At 37.4% G+C, this 22,787-nt stretch carries 13 protein-coding genes and 1 pseudogene; 9 read left to right on the top strand and 5 right to left on the bottom strand.

The window, feature by feature from the left end:
• Positions 1 to 34: 34 nt before the first annotated feature.
• The 3 genes and pseudogenes from ACFE0M_RS09550 to ACFE0M_RS09540 all read left to right on the top strand — a co-directional run bounded on the left by ACFE0M_RS09550 (position 35) and on the right by ACFE0M_RS09540 (position 2,920).
• A complete protein-coding gene (locus ACFE0M_RS09550; RefSeq protein ID WP_434545528.1) occupies positions 35 to 595 on the top strand; it encodes an HXXEE domain-containing protein in 561 nt (186 codons plus the stop codon).
• Positions 596 to 928: 333 nt separating this feature from the next.
• Positions 929 to 1,681 (top strand): annotated as a pseudogene (locus tag ACFE0M_RS09545) (GTP-binding protein); the annotation flags it as partial.
• A gap of 144 nt (positions 1,682 to 1,825) precedes the next feature.
• Positions 1,826 to 2,920: a hypothetical protein gene (locus ACFE0M_RS09540; protein ID WP_434545576.1), complete on the top strand. Its 1,095-nt coding sequence runs from the start codon at positions 1,826 to 1,828 to the stop codon at positions 2,918 to 2,920.
• A gap of 174 nt (positions 2,921 to 3,094) precedes the next feature.
• On the opposite strand, the gene ACFE0M_RS09535 is transcribed toward ACFE0M_RS09540, so the two are convergent.
• The 4 genes from ACFE0M_RS09535 to ACFE0M_RS09520 form a co-directional block, all read right to left on the bottom strand.
• Positions 3,095 to 3,466, bottom strand: a complete 372-nt coding sequence (locus ACFE0M_RS09535) for a hypothetical protein (protein ID WP_434545527.1) — start codon at positions 3,464 to 3,466, stop codon at positions 3,095 to 3,097.
• 205 nt (positions 3,467 to 3,671) lie between these two features.
• On the bottom strand, positions 3,672 to 8,162 hold the full coding sequence (locus tag ACFE0M_RS09530) for an ATP-binding cassette domain-containing protein (protein ID WP_434545526.1): 4,491 nt from the start codon (positions 8,160 to 8,162) through the stop codon (positions 3,672 to 3,674).
• Positions 8,163 to 8,285: 123 nt separating this feature from the next.
• Entirely contained in the window at positions 8,286 to 9,656 is a 1,371-nt protein-coding gene (locus ACFE0M_RS09525) for a TonB family protein (protein WP_434545525.1), read from the bottom strand.
• Positions 9,643 to 10,218 carry an RNA polymerase sigma factor gene (locus ACFE0M_RS09520; RefSeq protein ID WP_434545524.1) on the bottom strand — a complete coding sequence of 192 codons (576 nt, stop codon included), beginning with the start codon at positions 10,216 to 10,218 and terminating at the stop codon, positions 9,643 to 9,645. Before ACFE0M_RS09520 ends, ACFE0M_RS09525 begins: the two co-directional genes overlap by 14 nt.
• A gap of 262 nt (positions 10,219 to 10,480) precedes the next feature.
• Here ACFE0M_RS09520 and ACFE0M_RS09515 point away from each other — a divergent pair, with 262 nt between their 5' ends.
• Positions 10,481 to 12,337: a YfbK domain-containing protein gene (locus ACFE0M_RS09515; RefSeq protein ID WP_434545523.1), complete on the top strand. Its 1,857-nt coding sequence runs from the start codon at positions 10,481 to 10,483 to the stop codon at positions 12,335 to 12,337.
• A gap of 94 nt (positions 12,338 to 12,431) precedes the next feature.
• Here ACFE0M_RS09515 and ACFE0M_RS09510 read toward each other — a convergent pair whose 3' ends face one another.
• Entirely contained in the window at positions 12,432 to 13,616 is a 1,185-nt protein-coding gene (locus ACFE0M_RS09510; protein ID WP_434545522.1) for a thiolase C-terminal domain-containing protein, read from the bottom strand.
• Between the two features lie 192 nt (positions 13,617 to 13,808).
• On the opposite strand from ACFE0M_RS09510, the gene ACFE0M_RS09505 reads away from it, so the two are divergent.
• From ACFE0M_RS09505 to ACFE0M_RS09485, 5 genes are all read left to right on the top strand, one after another.
• Positions 13,809 to 14,054, top strand: a complete 246-nt coding sequence (locus ACFE0M_RS09505; RefSeq protein WP_434545521.1) for a DUF6364 family protein — start codon at positions 13,809 to 13,811, stop codon at positions 14,052 to 14,054.
• A complete protein-coding gene (locus ACFE0M_RS09500) occupies positions 14,051 to 14,470 on the top strand; it encodes a type II toxin-antitoxin system VapC family toxin (protein ID WP_434545520.1) in 420 nt (139 codons plus the stop codon). The genes ACFE0M_RS09505 and ACFE0M_RS09500 overlap by 4 nt, the downstream gene beginning before the upstream one ends.
• Before the next feature lie 22 nt (positions 14,471 to 14,492).
• Positions 14,493 to 15,101: a hypothetical protein gene (locus ACFE0M_RS09495; RefSeq protein WP_434545519.1), complete on the top strand. Its 609-nt coding sequence runs from the start codon at positions 14,493 to 14,495 to the stop codon at positions 15,099 to 15,101.
• Between the two features lie 169 nt (positions 15,102 to 15,270).
• Positions 15,271 to 20,211: a translocation/assembly module TamB domain-containing protein gene (locus tag ACFE0M_RS09490; RefSeq protein ID WP_434545518.1), complete on the top strand. Its 4,941-nt coding sequence runs from the start codon at positions 15,271 to 15,273 to the stop codon at positions 20,209 to 20,211.
• Positions 20,181 to 22,517 (top strand): BamA/TamA family outer membrane protein, encoded by a 2,337-nt coding sequence (locus ACFE0M_RS09485; RefSeq protein WP_434545517.1) that lies wholly within the window; start codon positions 20,181 to 20,183, stop codon positions 22,515 to 22,517. Before ACFE0M_RS09490 ends, ACFE0M_RS09485 begins: the two co-directional genes overlap by 31 nt.
• The last annotated feature ends 270 nt before the right edge of the window (positions 22,518 to 22,787 follow it).

Here is a 22,787-nt window from a genome sequence, read left to right as displayed (position 1 = left end):
GTACTAAGAAATAGGCACATAAATTAGATTTGTTATGAAACACCTAGATATAATTGGTCCATGCATCTTTATTATTTTCTTGTGTCTGATCACCTATCTTTTTGCAGGGAAAATTGGCCCCATAGTAATTGGTGGGGCAAGCGCAGGAGGCTTTCTTTTATATCTAAAAACCGGATATAAATACCGTTTTGACACCTCAAAAGTGATTGTAGCGTACTTGCTGACCATCATTTTTTTTATAATCCATGTTTATGAAGAATACATTTTCGGTTTTGAGAAAATTGCTTCCCAGCTAAGCGGTCAAGAAGTTACCCAAGAAGGCTTATTGACTTTTGCGGCATTTTTTGCGCCTATTATGTGGGTATCGGGCGCCATATTTATTATAAAGGAATGGGCTATTGGTTATTATTTTCTTGCCTTTTTCTTTGTGGCCATGACGATTGCTGAACTGACTCATTTTATATTTCCCTTTATTTTGTATGGAGAATGGCAATATACCGCAGGTGTAGCTACCGCAGCCATACCACTCATCCCGGCCTGGTATGGATTATTAATCACCCTAAGAGAGACTAAAAAATTAAGAAATGAAAATTAGCAGACCCATCTACTTATTCTTTTTCATTAGTTTCGCCAATAGTCCTGCAAGCGTTTGGGCTCATACTGGTGTCGATTCTCATGCCGGCATGCTATCCAATATTATTGCCCTCGGAATTGTGATGCTGTCGATTGTTATTTATCTGATAATCGACCAGCGCAGAAGCAAAAAAACACCACGAAACAAAAGCTGAAGTGAAGATCAATTATATTGAAGGATTTTCATGATAATTTGGGAAATCGAACTGCTCCACAACATGTGTGAAATTGGTCCTTACAAAATTCTTGTCAAGCCCACCTTAAATTCTAATCAAAGTCATAAGTTTGCAGGCGGATGTCATCAAAACGAAATTTAACCATTGGAATATTAGCGCATGTAGATGCAGGTAAAACTTCATTGACGGAGTGTTTGCTGCACCAGGCAGGTGCTACCAAAGCGCAAGGCAGTGTGGATAAAGGTTCTGCCATCACGGATGGCTTGGCGCTGGAGAAAAGCAGGGGGATTTCCATCAAAGCGGCTTCCGTTAATTTCAGTTGAAAGGAAACACAATTCCAATTGGTGGATACCCCGGGTCATATCGATTTTGCAGCAGAAGTCGATCGTGCACTTTCCATTTTAGATGCGGTGATCTTAGTGGTTTCCGCTAAAGAAGGCGTTCAGGCTCATACTTTAAATTTATGGGAAAATCTGAAAGAGCGTAATCTGCCTGTCATCATTTTCTTTAATAAAATCGATAGAGATGGTGTTTTCCCGGAGCAGGTTTTTAATGATTTTCAGAAAGAATTAGGCGCTAAACTATTTGCTTTAAACCTTCCTGATTTATCGGATTCCCAGCAAATTCAAGTCATGCCTTTTGAAGCTTGCCGGAATCATACGGATCATGCAATTCTTGATAGCTCTCTAGAGAACCTAGCCGAATGTGATGAAGCTTTTCTGGAAAAATACCTGGAAGGAACTATAGGCGATATGTCCACTATTTTGGCGCAAGCCTTGCCGCATATTCAAAACGGCAGTCTTCATCCTGTTCTTTTTGGAAGTGCTAAACTAGGGCTTGGGAATGATGCTTTATTAGATCAGTTGGAAAAGCTCATTCCTCCTCATCAAAATTATTTTTCTAATCCTGCTGCCAAGGTTTTTAAAGTCGAATTTCATGAAAAATTGGGAAGGCTCGCTTATATCAAATCTTATGGCGGTCTGCTAAAAACCAAAGACAGCATTCCATCTCAGGAGATGGGCAAAGATATTAAGATCAACCAAATTTTTAAAGCAGAAGCCGGTGGATTGGAGCAAGTGGCTGAGCTGCATCAAGGAGAAATCGGTTTGATTACGACTTCTGATATTATCCTAGCAGGAGATATTTTAGGCAATGAAAAACTCGCTGATTCCTATTCGAAAATCAGTAATGCCGTACTGGCGGTGGAGGTAAAAGCCGTAGAAGAGAAAGATTATCAGAAGTTAGGTGAAGCATTAGAGATTCTCAATCTGGAAGATCCCATTTTAGATTTTAAATGGTTCAAGGAAGAAAGAGAGTTTCACTTAAAAATTCTAGGGCCCATTCAAACCGAAGTCTTGAAGGACAGCCTGAGCCAAAGATGGGGAATAGAAGCAGAATTTCTTCCGCCTAAAGTGATTTATAAAGAAACGCCTGCTCAATCAGCCGAAGGCTATGTGCGGTACTGGATGCCTAAACCTTGCTGGGCGATTATGACATTTCTGATAGAGCCGGGAGAAGCAGGCAGTGGTATGAGCTTTGAAAACAAAGTCCGCAGCAGCGATATCAGCCAAAAATATATCAATGAAGTAAAGCGCGCCATTCCATGGACTTTAAAACAAGGTTTGCATGGCTATGAAGTAACCGATATCAAAATCACCTTGATCAAAGGCGAAGAGCATAATGTACACTCCAACCCGGGTGACTTTTTATTGGCAACCCCAATGGGCATAATGCGAGGATTGGAAAATGCAGGTACTGATCTTTTGGAACCCATGTATGCCTTTGAAATCAAAGCTCAGCAAGAATTTCTTGGGTCGGTCTCCAGTGATTTAAGCCAAATGCGAGCCACTTTGGAAAGCCCGCTTTTCGATGGGGATTTTTTCATCTTGAAAGGTAGAGTTGCCGTAGCCCAAGCCATGGATTATGCCATCCAGTTCAACGCCACCACTTCCGGCAAAGGCAGACTAAAACTCAGCCTCGATGGTTATGAAAAAACGACCTTAACTGAAGATAAAGTCCGTGCCTACAAAGGCGTTTCACCTCTTGATGAATCCCAATGGATTTTGCATATGCGTGGGGCTTTTAAAGCGGTTGAACGGATTATGGGGTGAGATTTGAAGGGCAGGTTGGTCCAAGCGGACGCTTGAACCAGGTGCTAAAATGGAACAGTATGCAATTACCTCCCATGGCGCAAGCATCCGCTTGTGCTATGCTAGCGAATCCACCATTCGTACGATGTGTAATGTATGAAAGAATAAAACTAAACTTGCCTCTCCCAAGAATACTTATTCAACAGCTACTTCACCAATCACCTCCAAACAAGTAATATAAACTGGCTTACCTGCCATACATATACTTCCCATTTCTTCAGCGGCTTCAAAGCCTAATCGGACGCGTTGACCTGCTACGAAAGTAAAATCATAAAGCGGGTCTTCTGTAGCTTCTTTGGGCAGTGGAGGAGTTCCACACCAGCCCCATCGCCATACAGGCTCTAAATAATCTCCATTGTCAAGTTGGAAAACAAACCCACAACCATCCAAGCCTTCTAAATCAACGACTGTTGCAGTATAAGTACAATCTTGAGAAATTTTTGAATCTTCAGGTTGGCAAGCTAAGATGCTTAGCATTATTACCGTGATCGCTATTGTTCTTTTCATTTTATTGAAGCTTTATCTAATACAAAGACCCCGGTTCCATTTCATAGGTTGGAATTTTCTTTTTAGTCCAAACGGACGCTTGAAATATTGGAGATTGTTATTTGCTACTTGGTCCAAACGGATGCTTGAACCAGTGCTAAATTTGAAAGTAAAATAGCCTATCATAGCGCAAGCGTCCGCTTGAGCCTATTTGAAAATGATACTTTCAGCTCAATACAAATCCAACCCCAATCATCTCCAACAAATACAAATTATGGTCAATCACGAGAACATCATTATCCATGCTGAGTTTTTCTAAGATTCCATAAAGCAGGTCGATGTCCGCATAATGTAATCCGGTGCTTGGTTCATCTAAAATAAAGAGTTCGTTTTTCGGGGCATTTTGTAGCCAGGTCAAGAGTAGCAAGCGTTGCTTTTCACCTGAAGAAAGCGATTGCACCGTTTGCTCTAAACTCAAATGTGACAAGCCTATTTCTTCTAAGCTATTGATGAAATTAAAGGTAGAATTCGACACTTTAAATTCCGCAAACCAAGCACTTAATTCTGCTATATTAAGAGCTAGGATGTCCGCAATGTTTTGTCCCTCTATTTCATGTTTTAGTATATCTTTTCGATAGCGTTTTCCATCACAGTCCTCACACTTTTCAATCGCATTGGCGGCAACATCCAGGCTAGTTTCTACATATCCTTTTCCTTTACAAGCTGAGCACTGACTGCTTTTGTTTTTGTAGGAGAAGTCGGCAGCCTTTTCACCCGTTTCAGATGCAAATATTTTCGTGATATCTTTCAGTAGATCTAAATAAGCAACCAATAATGTATCCGAATGGCTATTTAGTTTTTTAGGCTCAAAATACTCTGCACTGTCATATATTTTAGGAATTTCAATCTGCTCACAATTCACGGGACCTCCCTTTTGAACGCTTGGAATCAGGATGTCTTTTACCAAAGTGGTTTTTCCAATTCCTGATTTTCCTGTAAGAGCAGTGATGCCGCCAATAGGTAGTTTAAGCTCATCTCGCACCAAAGTATGTTTTGCCAGCTTACGAATATGGATATGTTTCTTTCCATCATTGAGCTGTAGCGGTTTGCTTGGCTCCTTCAAGAATGGGTGGCATTCATCTTGTTCTAGAAGCCCTTTTGTGGTTCCCTGATAGGTAATATAGCCACCCTGTTTTCCTGCCTTCGGCCCAATCTGTACCAGATGATCCGCAGCATGGATAATGGCTTTATTATGCTCAATGATGATGACTGTATTTCTTTTTTCTATCAGCTCTTTCAGAATTTTAATGAGATCAGGAATGTTATCATTCGATAAGCCTGCAGAAGGCTCATCCAATAAATAGCTGATCCCTTTTAGTGGGCTATTGAGCTGTTTGATCAACTCTAGCCTTTGGTTTTCACCCCCTGAAAGGGTAGGCGATTTTCTGTTGAGTTGGAGATGGTCAATATGTAATTGCTTTGCCCGTTCCATGGTGTTGATTAAATGGGGTTCAATTTTAGCGAGTAATTTTCCGTCAACAGTGTTATCTGTATCATGTGCAGTTAACCATTCGCCCAGGGTTTTAAAGTTCATCGATTTTATAGCATGAATAGACTTTCCTGCTAATGTAAAAGTCAGTCTTTCTGGTTTTAATCCGCTGCCTTCGCAATGGCTACATTTGCTATAAGAAAATAATGAGGTCAGCTGGCTAATGTTTTTATTCTTTCTGGTTTTGTAATATTCCTCTTGCAGATATTGAAAAAGACCTTCCCATTTCATGTTCAAGTCTTGCGTACCTGTACGTGTTTTCGTTTTGTATTCCCAGGTAGCATTCCATACTTTTTCTCCTGTCCCATGAAATAGAATATCCTTTTGCACTTCACTTAATTCCTTGAAAGGCGTAACCAGGCTAAAGCCATGTTCTGTTCCAATTTTCTTCAATATAGCCATATGTTGACCAGATGGATCACCATAGTATCCAATCGCTTTATTGTGGGCAAAGAGGCCTTCAGCTATGCTTTTGTTTTCATCCAATACCAATTTGTTCAAATCAGGCAATAATTCTTCACCTATGCCTTCGCAAACTACGCATTTCCCCAGTTCGTGATTATTCGAAAAGTGACTGGCGGATAAATCTTTGCCTTCAAACTGCGCCTTTCGGGAAAAGGCAAAACGTAGGATTTTATCAATACCCGTTTGTTTGGCTATGTCCGTTCTAATAGAATAATTCTTTTGCTTTCGCGTAATACAGATTGTAGGCGTAAGTCCTTCTATGTAGTTGACTTCAAACTGAAAATTCACACCCACTCTCGACTGCTGATAACTCGAAAATTGCTTGGTCATTTCTTGCAGTCCGTAGCCATGCAAAGTGTCAATTACAAGAGAAGATTTGCCTGAACCTGAAATTCCTGTAACTACGGATAGTTTATGCTTTGGCAGTTCCAAGTCTAAGTCTTTCAGGCAATGAGTTCTAGCTCCCTGAATTGTTATTTTTTCTCTTTGCTGATTCGGTTTTTCTTGAATTTCGACAGCGTGCATTTCCAGTGCGTTATCCACTAAAGTATCGCATCCCTTTTGGAAAAGAGCATGATTCTCAAAGCAGATAATACCTGCCGTCTGTTCCTTTAGTTCATGCAGTGCATCGAGCAGTTGCCTTACATTTTGTTGGTGCAATCCGATGCTGGGTTCTTGCAGTTGTAAAAGTGTCTTCTTTGATTTCTTGGCGAAATGCTTGGTGAGTTTTATCCGTTGTGCCTCTCCACCCGATAAGGTATTGGAAGGTTGTCCCAATTTGATATAGCCTAAGCCTAACTGTAGCATCAAAGACAGGATTTCAGTGATTTTCTTTTCCCCAGCGAAGAAATCATAAGCTTCTTCTATGCTAAGATTGTAGATGTCCGCAATATTTTTTTCATTCCAATTTACACGAAGCACTTCCGGCTTAAATCGCTTGCCATTGCAGGTTGGACACACCTGATTGATATTTCCAAGTGCGCTCATCGACAGTGTAATCACACCTGCTCCTTCGCAGGCTTCGCATCTTCCGGTTTTGTTGTTAAATGAGAAAGCTCCCTTTGCTAGCTTTAATTCTTTTGCTTCAGAGGTTTTGGCTAGCAAGTCTCGTATTTTATCTGCTAGTCCAGTATATGTGGCCGGATTACTTCTGGGAGTTTTTCCTATTGGCTGATCCGTTACGGTCAGTAAGCTTAAGTTCTGCTTTTTGCAAAAGCTCGAAATGCTTTGAAGTAGTGTCGCAGTCTTGCGACTTATGACTGTCAATTTTTGTGCTTCGGGGGTAAACTCAGTATCCAAGACGTTTTTCGGAGGTTCACCATCAATTGAATTTCCCTGATTCAAGGCCTTCAAAGTTGAACTGTTTATTTTCTCGGCCTTTAGAAAATCCTTAATAGGGCCATTAAAAATAACTTCCCCACCATGAACTCCGGCTTCGGGCCCTAACTCCACAATCCAGTCAGCGGACTTGATAAATTCCAGGTCATGCTCCACTACCATCACTGTATTTCCTCTTCGAATTAGCCGATCTAGAATGTGTAGTAAATATTGCTGGTAGTCTGCCGATAAGCCAATAGAAGGCTCATCAAAAACATATAAAATGCCCTGCAGATTACTATTCACTTGGTTGATCAGTTTGATTCTTTGTGCATCCCCGGAGGAGATATCCGTGCTTGGCGTGCTGAGCTGATATTCCTCCATACCTAAGCGAATAAGGTCATATAATTGAATGATGATCTTTTCTACCAACACTTTTTCCCCAGCTGAAAACTTAAGAGAATTAAGCTTTACAAATAATTCGCCCAAAGAAGGCTTCATCCATTCCTGAAAATTCATCCCGTTCCATTGGAATTTAAGATGCTCTGCTTTAATCCTTGCGCCTTTACAACTCGGGCACACTTTTGAGCTTGCAAATTTCAAAATGTTAGGGTTTCTATCTCTTCTGAGAATATCCTGCATGATCGGCAGCATACCTTTATAATAGCCCTCTTCTCTTGGTTTTGCCTTAATGCCTTCCCATCTTAATCGAGACTCTAAGCCATGTTTTCCATAAAACACCTTGAGCCGATCACTTCCATTTAAAACTACATCTTGTTGTTCTTCAGTAAGATCCTTCCATGGAATATCCACATTGAATCCATGTGCTTCACATACTTTGTTTAGCTCCTCTACTGTTATCTGCGAATAGACGATATAGCCACCTGGCAAAGTAGTGGTGATAGCGCCTTCACGAAGGGTCTTATTTTCATCGCCAATTAATTTATCGAGGTCAATATATTCTGCCTCGCCTATTCCTCTGCATACTTCACAGGCGCCTCTTGGGTGATTGAAGGAAAATAGCGATTTGCTCATCTTTTCATCAGCTGAATAGCGCGCAAATAGAATTCTAAAAATAGCCGTCAGCTCTGAGAGCGTACCAAAAGTGGTATTGATTGATTGGAAGCGTTTGGATTGTTCCACCTTAATCACAGGTGGCAAATCCTGTATATCATCAACCTCAGCGGTAGGAATTAACTGGCCATTTTGCTGATTATATGCCGAAAGACTTTCCAAGAAATAGCGATAGCCTTCATTAGCAATTACGCCCATAGCCAATGAAGATTTTCCGGAGCCCGATAAACCGGTTACCACAATTAATTGGTTTTCAGGAATAGTTAGATCAATGTTTTTAAGATTGTTTTGGTGGGCATTTTGGATGCGCATTTGATTTAATTTGGTAATGATCATGTGGCAGAGACGCAATGCGTTGCGTCTTTAAAGGCGTTGTGTCGCCACAAATTTTTAACGAAATTACAATTTAATATCCTTTCCACAAAAGAAGGTGTTTTATTCAATTTTAAACCGAACCGTAATTTTCTTGCTTGAAGCCACGGGTGTATCTCCCTTTTTAGCAGGTTCCCATCTTGGTCCTTCCTTGATTAAGCGTATAGCTTCTTCATCACAGCCATCTCCTAGTCCTTTTAGTACCTCTATCTCCGTAATATTACCAGAGGCATTGATACTTAATTTTAATCTTACCCTTCCTTCTGTTCCAGCCTCCAAAGCTTTAGGAGGATATCTTAAATTATCTTTGAGATAATCACGATAATCTGAAAATCCGATGCTAGGTCTTGCTCCACTATAGGTATTGTCTTCTTCTTTCTCTTGGCCGACACTTGTAACAACGACTTCGCTTAATTGAGCAACATCAGCATTTAGAAATATTTTATTATCCGTCTCTTCACTCACTACAAACTCTTGCTGCTCCATGCCTATAAAATTCACGATGAGGACATCGTTTAATTTTGCTTCAATTTCAAAATTGCCATTTAAATCAGTGCTTGTGGCTATGGAAGTACCTTTGACTATTACATTAGCTCCTGGAATAGCCTCTCCCGTTTCAGCATCTAGCACTTCTCCTGAAATCCTTTTGGAGACGGCAACTTTTCTCTTATCTGCTTGATCCGTTTGCTCATTAGTGGGAGCAATAGAAGATGCCAATTCATTTGCCTTTTTACTTCTTGCTACGGAAGACTTGTTTTGATCGGCCTCAATTCCTGCCACTTTTTTCGCCATGGAGTCGGCATTCAAATCTTGAAAGCTGTCTTCATAAGGGAAAGCCGTTTCCGATACAATTAAATCCTCCTCAATACTAATCGTTTCATTTTGAGAAATGCGTTCAGCATCTTCGACTATTTTGATAGGCACTTCTATTTCTTGTTTACTTTCAGATTCATTACTTTCAACTGTTGCCTTTGGTAGATTCTCTGCTTCCTTTTCTATTTTCTCAGCTTGTAAAGTGCTGGGCGGGTTTGTAGGGCTTTTATTCTTTTCAAATTTTATGGCCTCTTCCGATTTAATAGCCAAAGGAGTAAATGATTCATCTTGCTGAAAAAAAATGATAATGAGTACGCTAGAAATAATAAGCAATAAAAAGACGGCAGCATAAGGCAATGCTTTTCTCCATAAAGGTATTGTTCGTTGTTCTTGCTCTGGAGTAGTTCTAGTCTGCAACTTGGCCTTAAGGCTTGGCAAATCATGTAGCGCATCTGGATTTTCCAAATACCCTTCCATGGCCTCTGCCTCAAAAGGATGATTCAGCAAATATTTTTCAACCTGATGCTGCTCTTCAGGGCTTAAAGTGCCTTTCACATAAGCTTGCATTTTTTCTATGCTAAATTCCCAATTAGGGTCAATATGGTTTTTATCTTTCTTCACCTTGTTCCATGCACTGTTTTAAATTTCGTTTCGCATTTTGTATATAGCTTTTCACTTTCTTTAATTCGTATGAAGTGCTATCTGTAATTTCCTGATAACTCTTTTTGTCCAAGTAGAACAACTCCACGCATTGCCTTTGTTCTTTCTTTAATTGCGCAATACATGCAGTTAATTTTTCAAGATTGTCTTCTTGAATAGTATAGTCTTCTTCATGATGCTTCCATTGTCCATTTTCCATAAGCTCAAGGTCTGAAAAATCAAAACTATCCGTTTTTTGACGTTTTTGCTTTCTCAATTCCATTAAACAATGGTTTTTGGATAGGACGTAAAGCCAACTTTTAAAGTTCTCTACTTCATGCTTGGGAAGTTTTATCACTAATTCTTCAAAAATAGCCATTACAGCATCCTGGGCTAAATCCTTGTCTTTCAAATATTTAAGGCATACTCCATAGACCAGATGCATATAAGGTTGATATAACTTGCCCAACAGCTCAAGATCCTGAGATTCTCGGAATTGTTCAAGCAATTGTTTTTCTTCTTGTATGTCGTTTTTATCAGTCACTCAATGCTGCTGTGGAAGTTGCTAAGTTAATTTTTTATATGTCAATAAAATACAGAAAACTGAAATTCTGAGTTTAATTCAATAGCAAATTGCAAAGTTTAATTGATTGATATCCGATTGATCTATAGTGTTTTATATGACTATTTGCTTGATTATTACCTTTAGTTTCTTTTCAATAAATAAAAAACTGAAAATAATTTTATGGAATTTATGGGGAGGCTGCATCCTGTCAATAAAAATGTTTCACATAAAATTATCGATTATGAAGAAGTTAATGGATGCAATAAGAATAAGTAGTCTGATTTTGATCAGCTCTGCTATGTTAGCCGCACAATCAATCACTATCAGCGGGAAAGTCACCGATTTCGATAGTGGCGAGGATTTACCAGGTGTGAATGTAATACTGAAAGGTACTTCCACAGGGGTGACTACTGATTTATATGGAGAATATTTAATCGAAGTGCCTTCTCTAAAGGGGGTTTTAGTTTTTACCTACATTGGAATGGAGAAAAAAGAAGTGGCAATAAAAGGGCGAAGTGTTATTGATGTGCAATTGAAAGCTGATGTTGCCCAATTATCAGAAGTGGTAGTCACTGGTAGTCCTGTTCGGAATTTTTTCTCACAAAGAAAAGCGGCAAGCTATGAGGGTGATCAAGTTTATTTCATGGAAGATACTGAATCATCCTATCATCAGCCTAACACCGAGGATTACGAAGGTCTTGACGAAAATACTTTTCAGGAAGCTACCCAAAATCCACTGTCCACTTTTTCCATAGATGTCGATGCTGCTTCTTACTCCAATATGAGAAGATTTATCAACAGTGGTCAAAATCCACCTAAAGATGCAGTGAGGATAGAGGAAATGATTAACTACTTCAATTATGACTACAAGCAACCAACTGGTCAAGATTCTTTTTCGATCAACACCGAAGTAGCGCCAGCCCCTTGGAATGAAAAACATCAACTTGTTCACATTGGCTTACAGGGCAAGGTAATTCCAACAGAAAATTTGCCTGCTTCCAATCTAGTTTTTCTCTTAGATGTGTCAGGTTCTATGTTTGCACAAAATAAACTGCCCTTACTGAAATCAGGCCTGAAAATGTTGGTTGAACAGCTTCGAGAAGAGGATAAGGTGTCTATTGTAGTGTATGCTGGTGCCGCAGGATGTGTGCTTCCCCCTACTTCAGGCAAAGAAAAAGACAAAATCAATGAAGCGCTACAAAATTTACAGGCAGGTGGTTCTACTGCCGGTGGAGCAGGCATTGAATTAGCCTATAAAATCGCCAAAGAAAATTTCATGAAAGAAGGCAACAACCGCATCATTTTAGCCACTGATGGTGACTTTAATGTGGGAGCAAGTTCAAATGAAGCCATGGAAGATTTGATTGAGAAGAAAAGAAAAGAAGGGGTCTTTCTTACTGTTTTAGGCTTTGGGATGGGTAACTACAAGGATTCAAAAATGGAAATATTGGCTGATAAAGGAAACGGTAACTATGCCTATATAGACAATATTTTAGAAGCGAAAAAAGTGTTGGTAAACGAATTTGGAGGGACACTTTTTACCATAGCGAAAGATGTTAAAATTCAGGTAGAGTTCAATCCTGCAAACGTTACAGCCTATCGATTAATTGGCTATGAGAATAGAAAGCTCAATAATGAGGATTTTAATAATGATAAAAAAGATGCAGGAGAGCTAGGCTCCGGTCATACGGTTACCGCTTTATATGAAATTATCCCTAAAGGTGTGGATAGTTATTTCAAACCTATTGATGATCTAAAGTATCAGAAAAATGAGCCAAAGACAGAAAAAGTGACGTATGGTGATGAGCTACTTACCATAAAATTCAGATACAAAGCGCCAGATGAGGAGGTGAGTCAGTTAATTGTAAAAACGGTAGAAAACACTATTACAGCACTTGATAAAACTTCTGATAACTTTCGATGGTCGGCCGCTGTGGCCACTTACGGGATGCTTTTGAAGGATTCTGATTACATTGAAAATGGGGATTATAAGCTAGTGACAGATTTAGCCAAAGGTGCAAAAGGAAAAGATGAAAATGGTTATAGAATAGAATTCATCAAGCTGGTAGAATCGAGCAGTATGATGGCTAAGAATTAGTTCTTAATTGTGAAAATTTTAAAATTTGTATTGGTTGTTATATTTTGGGGGTAGAGAGACGTCATGCATTGTGGATACGCCATGCATGGCGTATTTACCGACCTAATACCGAAACCGCATTGCTGGTTCCCGAACCGCCAATATTGACCACCAAACCCGTTTCTGCATTTTTGGCTTGGTGCCCCCATGCATTCTGCATTAATTGTTTATAGATATAGGCGTGCATGGAAACTCCGGTAGCACCAATAGGATGGCCTTTAGCCTTTAATCCTCCGGATAGATTGATGGGTAATTTTCCATCAGGAAATACTGAGCCGTTTTCCAAGGCTTCAAATTCTTTTCCGGCTGGTGTAATCCCCATGGCGCTATACAATAATAATTCGGTGATTGTAAAGCAGTCATGTACTTCTGCTATGTTAATATGATTTATGTTAAGTCCTGCATCTTTTAAGGCTTTTTTGACTGCAAATGAAGCCCCTTCCAAAAAGTGGCCCGATTTATTTTTTCCGAAACTATCCAAATAATCACTGGCACTGTAGAAACTTTTGATGGCTATTCCTTTTCCATTACCTAAACTAGCATTTTCCAAGACCAAAGCGGAAGAACCATCGGAAACTAGGGAACAATCATGCAATCTTAGTGGGGCATGAATAATAGGGTTCTTCTCATCAGGAAGTGCCAAAATATCTTCCGCTGATTTAGGCTTTTGTAATTGGGCTAATGGATTTTGGGCGCCATTTGTATAGGCTTTTGAAGAAATTTGGGCTAGCCATGGTCTTAATTGTGCTTCTGAATAATTGTATTTTTTCATCCAACCTTTTGCCAAATCTGCAAACATACAAGGGGCCGTTACCGATTTGCTTCCTTCTTCGGGCCAGTAAGTGGCTAAGGCTAAAGCTTCAGTAACTCCAGTAATATCTAAATCCGTCATTTTCTCTAATCCGACTACTAAAACGCGCTTCATCATGCCTGATTTTATGGCCATAATAGCCATGTGAATGGCAGAAGAACCAGATGAACAAGCTGTTTCGGTTCTGTACATTGGCTTGTGACGCAATTCAGGAATAGCATTTACGCCATAGGAAGCTATATTTTCCTGCCGATTGAAAGCTCCTCCACTGTAATTTCCCACGAAAACACCATCAATGCCTTTTGCTTCTATTTCCGCATCTTGTAAAGCCCCTTTAGCTGCTTTTTCATAAAGCGTATATAAAGTCTCGCTTTCTAATTTGCCAAAGGAAGAATGATAAGCCCCGATTATATTTACCCCTAAATCCATTTTCTTTTGTTTTACGTCAAGTTAGTAAAAGTGTGGAAGAAATATTGACTGATTGAGTCAATATTAAATGGATTAATATTGCAATCAGTCAGCAGGTTCTTGCAAAATCAATCAGTGAAAAATGATCATTTAAAACCAATTCGCTTAAGTTCACGTAAATTAATATTATATTTGTACGTAAAGATTTATGTTATGGACAAAAAACTCACCTTAAGTTTGAATGATAAAATTATTGAGACCGCAAAAATATATGCGAAGTCAAATAATACCAGTTTATCCAAATTAATAGAATCTTATTTAAGTACTTTGACAAAATCCACAGCAAATGAAAAGGAGATTACGCCTTTGGTAAAAAGCCTAAGTGGGGTTATTTCTTTAGAGGATGATTTTGACGTTAAGGATTCTTATGCTCATTATTTAATAGAGAAGTATAAATGAAAAGCTTACTGATTGATACGAATATTGTAATTGATTTATTGGCTAAAAGAAAAGAGTTTTACAATGATGCAGCAGAACTATTTTCTTTGTCAGATAGGAAAGAATTGAACCTAGCGATATCATCTTTAACATTCGCCAATACGAATTATATCCTCAGTAAATTAAAATCAGCAAAGGAGGCAAGAGCGATTCTTAGGAAGTTTAAGGTTTTGGTAGAGGTTGTTAGTTTAGATGATAAAATAACCGAGCTTGCTTTAAGTGATGAAAGCTTCCCTGATTTTGAAGATGGATTGCAGTATTATTCCGCAATTGAAAATCAAGTAGATATAATTATAAGTAGAAATAAAAAAGATTTTAAGAATTCAAAATTGCCAGTTTTAACAGCACAGGAATTTTTGGCAAGAGTTGATTATTAAAACATTCTCAATTAGAATATAAATGAAAAAGATAATTTCATTAAATATGAAAATAATTATAGTCATTATATTTTTAAGCTGTCCAACTATTGGCTGGACTTGTGAATGTATGTCTTTAACCAAAAAAGATGTTGAAGAAATTTCCAAAACTGCTGAATACATTTTGATTGGTACTGCTATTGAGAACATTCACTATCAAGACAGTATTCAAAAAAATTTAAATGAAGAAGAAGCTGGTATTGAAGTCAAATTTAAAGTTGAAGAAATAATAAAAGGAAACTTAAACTCTAAATTTGTTTACTTAAATCAATTTGAAACAGGTAATTGTATTCAAGTTTTTAAGTTTGGTGTAAAATATCTAATAGTAGGGACAAAAATTAATCAATTTGAAAATATGAGACCTTTTTCCAAAGACTCTCTCACAAAAGGTGAAATATTTGAGACTCAACAACCTCCGCCAAATCCTCCTCTTGGTGGGAAAACAATAAATAAAAGAAAGTGCTTCAATATAGAAAAAGAGCTTGTAAAGTACTGGAATAAAATTGCTGAACAAGAAACTGTTCTTTACACTAATAAATGCTCTTCATTTTATGTAAAGAGCAATTATGTAGAATATTTTTTTAATAAATAAAATGTACATATAAATATAACCGGTATTAACTGCAAAGAATTTTTGGCTAGAGCAGATTATTAATAATTACTTAAATTCATCATTAAAATCCCCCAATAAAATCCAATCCCACACTCTTTCGTTAGGATATAGCTGAGGTTGTCACTAAAATTGTGCTTTAGAATTTAATTTGAAGAAAACAGGAAAAATCATATTATATATTTTAGGGAGCATTTTATTGCTCTTGGTCATCTTTATACTTTCCTTAAGATTGCCTGTAGTTCAACAAAAAATTACCAATTATGCTACCAATTTTGTAAGCGAAAAAACACAGACAAAATTTGAAATCGACCGACTTTACATCACTTTCCTTGGAGCAGCACAGATTGAAGGACTTTATGCTGAAGATAGCAATCAGGATACCTTAGTTTACGCTAATTCCATTTTAGTAGATGTTGCATGGAGACCACTTTTAGATGGAAATGTGGATGTGAAAAACCTAGAGCTAAAAGGAATTAAAGGAGCAGTCCATAATAATTCCGCTGATAGCAGTTACAATTTTCAGTTTTTAATTGATGCTTTTGCAAATGCTGATTCTACCAGCACGGAAAAAGAAACCGATACGACTTCCTCCACTACTATCAATGTCCGTCATATCCTGTTGGAAAATATTGATATAAGTTTTCAGGATATTAGTGTGGAAATGAAAACCAGGCTGAAGCTTGGTGAACTTGGACTTTCATTCGGTGCTTTTGATCTGGATAGCCTGCACTTTGATATTGAAAATTTTGTACTCCAAAATGTAAAAGCAAATTATTCGCAAGGTTTAGCTTTCCCTCCTTCTCATGAAGACACTTCTGAAAGTACTTTACCCAAAATTCAAGTCCAAAAGCTAAACTTAAATGACATTGAATTAAAATACGAAACGCTTTTTGACAGTCTGCAAATGTCTTCGATCATCAATCTATTGGATATCCGAAATGCAAAAGTGGATTTAGCTAAAAATAAAATTGAACTAGGAAAATTCTATAATAAAATCAGCCATTTTAGAATGCGATTACCAATATCTTCGGATTCCGCACAAGAACAAAATGATGATGCTCCTACTCCCTTTGAATTTCCTGATTACAAAATAAAGCTCAACACTTTCAATTTTGATTTAACAGATTTGGATATAAAGTCTGCAGGAAAAATTAAAGAAGCGGAAGGGGTTAACCCTGAAAATTTGCAGTTTCAGGACATCAAACTGAATTTGAAGAATGCTAAATATATAACTGAAGATTTGGGCATTGAAAATTTAAGTTTCTCTGCTAGAGACAGTAAGAATTTTGAATTAAAAGAACTAAGTGGAGCTATAAGTTTTAATTCAACTTTCGCTGGTTTACAAAACCTAAAAGTAGAAACCGCTAACTCTATATTGCAAACTGATGCTCAGATTGATTTTGCTTCTATCGATTCATTATTTGCCGGAAGCTTTTATAAATCACAATTCAAGTTAGATTTGAAATTGCCGACTACACTTGACATTAAAGACGCCTTTTATTTTTCTCCTGAGCTTCAAGCAGATAGCAGTATATTGGCATTATCAAAACATCCTGCCAAGCTTTACGGAAAAATCAATGGAAATGATAAAGATATTGACTTGCAAGGATTCCGCATTTTGTATGGAAATAAAACATCAGTAGCCTTAAATGCCAAACTTAAAAATTGGCAGGAAGGAGAAAATCTAATGGCTTCTTTTGAAAACTTAGAGCTAAAAAGTAATGTGTCAGATTTTCCATATTTCATGCCGAAAGATTATCCAGATTATTATCCACAAAAAGTGAATTTAAGCGGAAATGGCAATTATAATAAAGGAAAAATAATTGCAAATATATCTGCCAAACTGGATGATATTAGTCGAGTAAAAGTCAAAGGATATTTCGATTCCAATCAGCCCGAAAGCTATCAAGCGGATATAAGATTAACGGATTTGGAAATAGCTAGGTGGTTGCAAGACAGCCTAAATTTCAAGACCGCTAATGTTGACATTGCCATTAAGGGAAAAGGCCTAAAACCATCAGAAATGGATACCAAAGCAGAAATCAGCTTCCGAAATTTCAGCTATATGGCGAATGAGTTTGACACACTAAATATGTCGGCATCTTTGGTGAAAAGCCAGCTGGAATTCAGCAGTAGTTATTCAGATTCCATTGCAGATTTTGATTTATCCGCTACGGGAAGTATTGATTCTATTCAACAAAAAATCAATCTCAAAGCCAATATCAAGCAATTGGATTTGTTAGCGCTCAATATTACTGATACCGCACTTTGGGCATCTACAAAAGCAGACATAAATGTTGAATTAGATAGTTTACACCAATCTATAAATGCGTATCTGGCTGAAACAGTACTAACCAGTCCGTTGCAAACCATCAATTTTACGCCATTGGATTTAAAAGCATATAATTCGGCTGACAGTGCTGATGTTAAATTAAGATGGGAAAATATTGCGCTTGACTTGAATATGAACCATAGTTTTGACCAATTAGCCATTGCTGATTTGGATGCCTCTAAGCTTCAAAATGCCAAGATTTTTAAGGTAGATACTACAGAAAAGCCTATGAAAATGGCCTTTTCATTGCAAGCCGAAGAAAGCCAAAATTTGATGTATTTTCTGCCCTTGGATATCAGTTTTAAGCCCATTATGGCAAAAGGAAATTACAATAGTGCAGAGGAAATAATCGATTTTCAATTGAATATCCCCAACTTTCATTATCAAGACATTGATTTAGACAGCTTTGTTATAAGCATCAATAATACAGAAGAAGAGTTTCATGTGAACACCAATTTTCAGCGGATCACCTCAGGTGATTTAAATATCTATCCTACCATTTTAAGAGCAGATATAACACCTCAAAAAGCTTTATTCAATTTATTTGTGGAAAATGAAGTGGCCGATAGTCTATTCCATGTAGATGCTGTTGCAGAACGTAAAATGGATTCACTATTCTGGACATTGAAGCCTGAAAACCTAATCCTAAATGCTGAACACTGGAATATGCACCCGGAAAACAGAATTTATTTTGACACAGCAAATTTGCAAATTAAGAACTTGATTTTTGAGCGTAACCAACAATTATTTGAACTCAAAACGAAACTAAAGGAAGAAGTTACCGCACTTCAATTAAATTTCGAAAACTTCAGAATTGAAAATTTCTTTGCCATCATCAATGCCGAAGAAAGTCCTGTTAAAGGTGTTTTAAAAGGTGGGATAGTGCTTGAGGATTTAAAAAACCTAATGGCTTTTTCCGCTTCTCTACAATTAGACAGCCTGAACATCTTGAATGAGGAAGTGGGCAATATCTCTTTAAATGCCCAACAGGAATCGGATAATCGCTATCAATTTAATTTGACTTCGAAAGGTGAGATAATTTTAAGAAGCAAAGGTTGGTTTGACAATAACCGAGAAATCCCCGAGTTTGATTTTGAACTGGATATGGACAGCGTTTCTTTACCATTTCTAAGCAGTTTTTCTGAAGGATTAATTAAGGAAGCCAGCGGAAATTTAATTGGACATTTTAATTTTAGTGGAAATACGGAAGACTTTATTTATGAGGGCAAATTGAATTTTCAAGATGCTTCATTATTCTTTCCATATTTGAATATGGCTTACCAACTCCCTAATGAAGAAATCAATTTAAGAAATGAGAAAATCAAATTGAACAATTTCACTATGCTTGATGAGCAAGAAAGTAAAATGCAATTGAATGGTGAAGTTACTACTCATGATTTATTGAATCCTAAATTTAATTTACAACTTACTGCAGAGAATTTTCAATTGTTGAATACCACTAAAGCCGATAGCGAACTCTTTTTCGGCAAAGCTTATTTTAATGCCAATATAGATTTGACAGGAACCTCAAATCAACCTAAAATACAGGCTAAAGTAGGATTAAATGATAAAACGGACTTGGTCTATATCATTCCTGAAAGTGAAGTGGATGTAGTGGAGCAAGAAGGAATCGTAACATTCAAAAAGAAGTATGAACCATCGGATACCATCAGTACTGCGGAATCAGAATTACAGAGAAGTGCCAACATCGATGGAATGGACTTAAACGCCATCATCAATACGGATAAAAACGCCAAATTTAAAGTTATTGTGGATGAAAGAAGAGGAGATTATTTAACCGTTTCCGGTGATACGGATTTGAATTTTACCCTGAGAAAAAATGGTGCTATTAGCTTAAATGGAAATGTAGAAGTTAATCAGGGTTATTATCAATTAAGTTTATATGATTTAGTAAAACGTAAATTTGAAATTCAATCTGGCTCAAGAATAAGCTGGTCGGGCGATCCTTATGAAGCCACTTTGAATATTACGGCTTTGTATAAAACAGAGACTCCTGTGAACACTTTAATGGAGGATCAAATTTCTGCCGCTTCTTCTTCTGTGAAAACCCAATATCGACAAAAACTGCCATTTTTAGTTCAGCTTTTTGTTGGCGGTAATTTAAGCAAACCTGAAATCTCCTTCGGATTGGATATGCCAGAACAAAGTCGTGGTGCTTTGGGTGGTAATATTTACCAACAAGTTCAATCCATTAATTCTAATGAAACCCGGTTGAATAAACAAGTTTTTTCTCTGTTGGTATTAAACCAATTTTTTCCAAGCGGCAGTAGCAATGGTGGTCCAAATTCCGAAGCGATTGCCAGAAATAGTGCGAGTCAGATTTTAAGTAATCAACTCAATAAATTAAGTAACCAATATGTAAAAGGCGTGGATCTAAACTTGGATCTAAATTCTTATGAGGATTACCAAAGTGGAACACCCCAGGACAGAACACAATTAGAGATGAGCTTAAGTAAAAATTTATTTAATGACCGCTTTAGAGTTGAAGTTGGTAGCCAGGTTGACTTAGAAGGGCAGCAAAGAAGTCAGCAACAAGCTACTGACATTATAGGAAATATTATGGTTGAATATCTATTGACAGAAGATGGTCGCTACAAACTAAAGGGCTACCGAAAAAATGAATATGAAGGCTTGATTGATGGACAAGTGGTTGTTACAGGCATTTCCATTCAATTCAGTAAAGAGTTCGAAAAATTCAATGAGCTTTGGCAAAAACCAGAAGAGGACGAAGAGTGAGAAAGGTTTTAATACATATCGCTTTGATTAGCTTTTTAGGAGGGGCATTTTACTCCTGCAATACAACCAAAAATTTGCAGCAAGGGGAAAGATTATATGAGGGCGGAAAGCTCAAGCTAAAAGAGACGGAAAGTTCTAAATATAAAAAAGAATTAGAACGTGATTTGGAAAAAGTTAATAAGCCCAAGCCAAATGAAAAGTTTGCCGGCATGCGCTTGGGATTGTGGGCAAATCAAAAAGTCAAGAAAGAAAAAGCGGGGTTTTATGCAAAATGGGTAAATAAAAGGATAGGAGAAGAAGCAGTTTTGCTTAATCAAGTCAATATCAATACTGTACAAAAGCTAATGAAAAACCGTATGGAAAATTTAGGTTATTTCAATAGTAAGATTAATCATGAGGTTTTTCAAAAGAAAAAGACAGGATATATAAAGTATGAAATTAGTCCTGGAAATAGAATTCATATTGATTCTATTTACTACAAAAAAGTAGGTGAACAAAAAGTGGATAGCCTGATTCTACACTATTTGGAGGAAGAAAACCCAATAAAAGAAAATGAGCCTTTTTCCTTACAAAAACTCAAAGATACCAGAACAAATATTTCTGATTTCTTTAAAAAGCAAGGATATTATTATTTCACATCAAACAATTTGATTTTTGAGGCTGATACATTGAGCACCGATGAGCAGAATGAGGCTATAATGGGACTTCGAATAAAAGATGATGCCTCCGAGCTCGCATTGGTTCCTTTTACAATTGAGGAAATCCATGTGTTTCCAAAATACTCATTGGACACTTCTAAAGGAGCTAAGAGCGCAGATACTACAGTTTTGAATGATGTGGAATTTATTCAATCAGACATATTTTTCCGTCCCGACCGGCTTTACCCTTACTTATTTATGCAGGAAGGAGAGCTATACAGTCCTGAAAATGAAAGTAATACGAACAAAAGGCTGAATTCCTTGAAAACTTATCGCTTCGTAAACATAAGATACCAAGAAGATAGTCTGCTTGAAAACGGCATAGGACAATTAACAGCTAATATTTACCTATCTCCATTGAGCAAACGTTCTTTCCGCTCTGAATTACAAGCGGTAAGTAAATCCAATAACTTTGTAGGTCCGACCCTGAACTTTGAATACTTGAACAGAAACTTATTCAAAGGAGGTGAGGCACTTAGGTTATCCACCAAAGTTGGTTATGAAGCACAATTGAATGGTAGAGAGATTAATGCAGGTCTGAATAGTATTGAAACAGGGGTGACGGCAGAATTAATAATTCCTAGAATGGTAACTCCTATTCCGATAGAGGAAAAATTCCGTTACTCTATTCCTAAAACAAAATTCAAATTATCTTATGATTTGCTAAACCGTTCTCAGTGGTTCAATCTCAATTCTTTTTTAGCGGTTTATGGTTTCGAATGGAATCCGAATATTTTTGTGACACATAATTTAAACCCTGTTTCCATTAACTATATAAGTGTAGGAAATGAAAGCGAAGCTTTTAAAACGCTAAAAAAAGATAATCCTTTTTTAGCTCGAAGTTTTGAACAGCAATTTATTCCTGGCATGTCTTACAGTTTTCAATGGAGTCAGCTAGTAAGAAATATTAAAAGGAACCGCTTTTTTTTCTCCTTTAATGCTGATTTTGCAGGAAATGCCTTGGCTGTAGCGCAAAATATTGGAGGCGTAAAAGGCGATGATAAAAAATTCTGGGGACAAAGTTATGCACAGTTTTCCCGTTTCGATTTTGATATCAGAAACTATCAGAATATTGGCAAAGAAAGTCGATTGGTAAGCCGTGCGTTTGTGGGCGTAGGCTTGCCTTATGGCAATTCCGTTAGCCTTCCTTACTCCAAACAATATTTTTCTGGCGGGCCGAATTCAGTTCGTGCGTTCCGAATCAGAAGTTTAGGGCCAGGTAATTATCAACCACAGAATCGATCAGATGGCACTAACTTTTTCGACCAAGCTGGAGACATCAAGATAGAAGCGAATGTGGAATATCGTTTTCCGTTAGTTTCTTTCCTAAAAGGAGCCATTTTTACCGATGCGGGCAACGTTTGGCTCAAAAACGAAGATGGAAGAAATGGTCAATTCACTTCTAATTGGATAAATGAAATGGCCATAGGATCTGGAATTGGTTTAAGATTGGATATTGAATTTTTCGTAATCAGATTGGATGTGGCCACGCCAATCCGAAAACCTAGCCCTGATGGTTTCCAATGGCAAGACCGTTTTGAGTTAGGAAATAAAGCTTGGAGACAAGAAAATATTAATTGGAATTTTGGGATAGGGTATCCATTCTAAGTGAGGAGGTGTTGAGGTTTTAAAGTGATGAAGTGTAGAGATCAATACCGTAGGTCAGACTGGAAGCTAGATAGAAATAATTAGAAATAAGATTGATATAATAGGAAATAAAGTTGAAATAGTGAGTTGGAAGTTAGGAGTTTGAAGTGGGAAGAATGGATGATGGATGTAGGGTGAATAGGTCAGTACCGCAAGTCCGGATGTTATATAGAAGCTAAATAGAAATATTTAGAAGTATAATGTGAGCTATCTTTGTACTCTATACTCATT

It is taken from the genome of Marivirga sp., assembly GCF_051117495.1.
Classification (GTDB): Bacteria; Bacteroidota; Bacteroidia; order Cytophagales; family Cyclobacteriaceae; genus Marivirga.
This window is presented reverse-complemented; position numbering and strand designations above follow the sequence as displayed.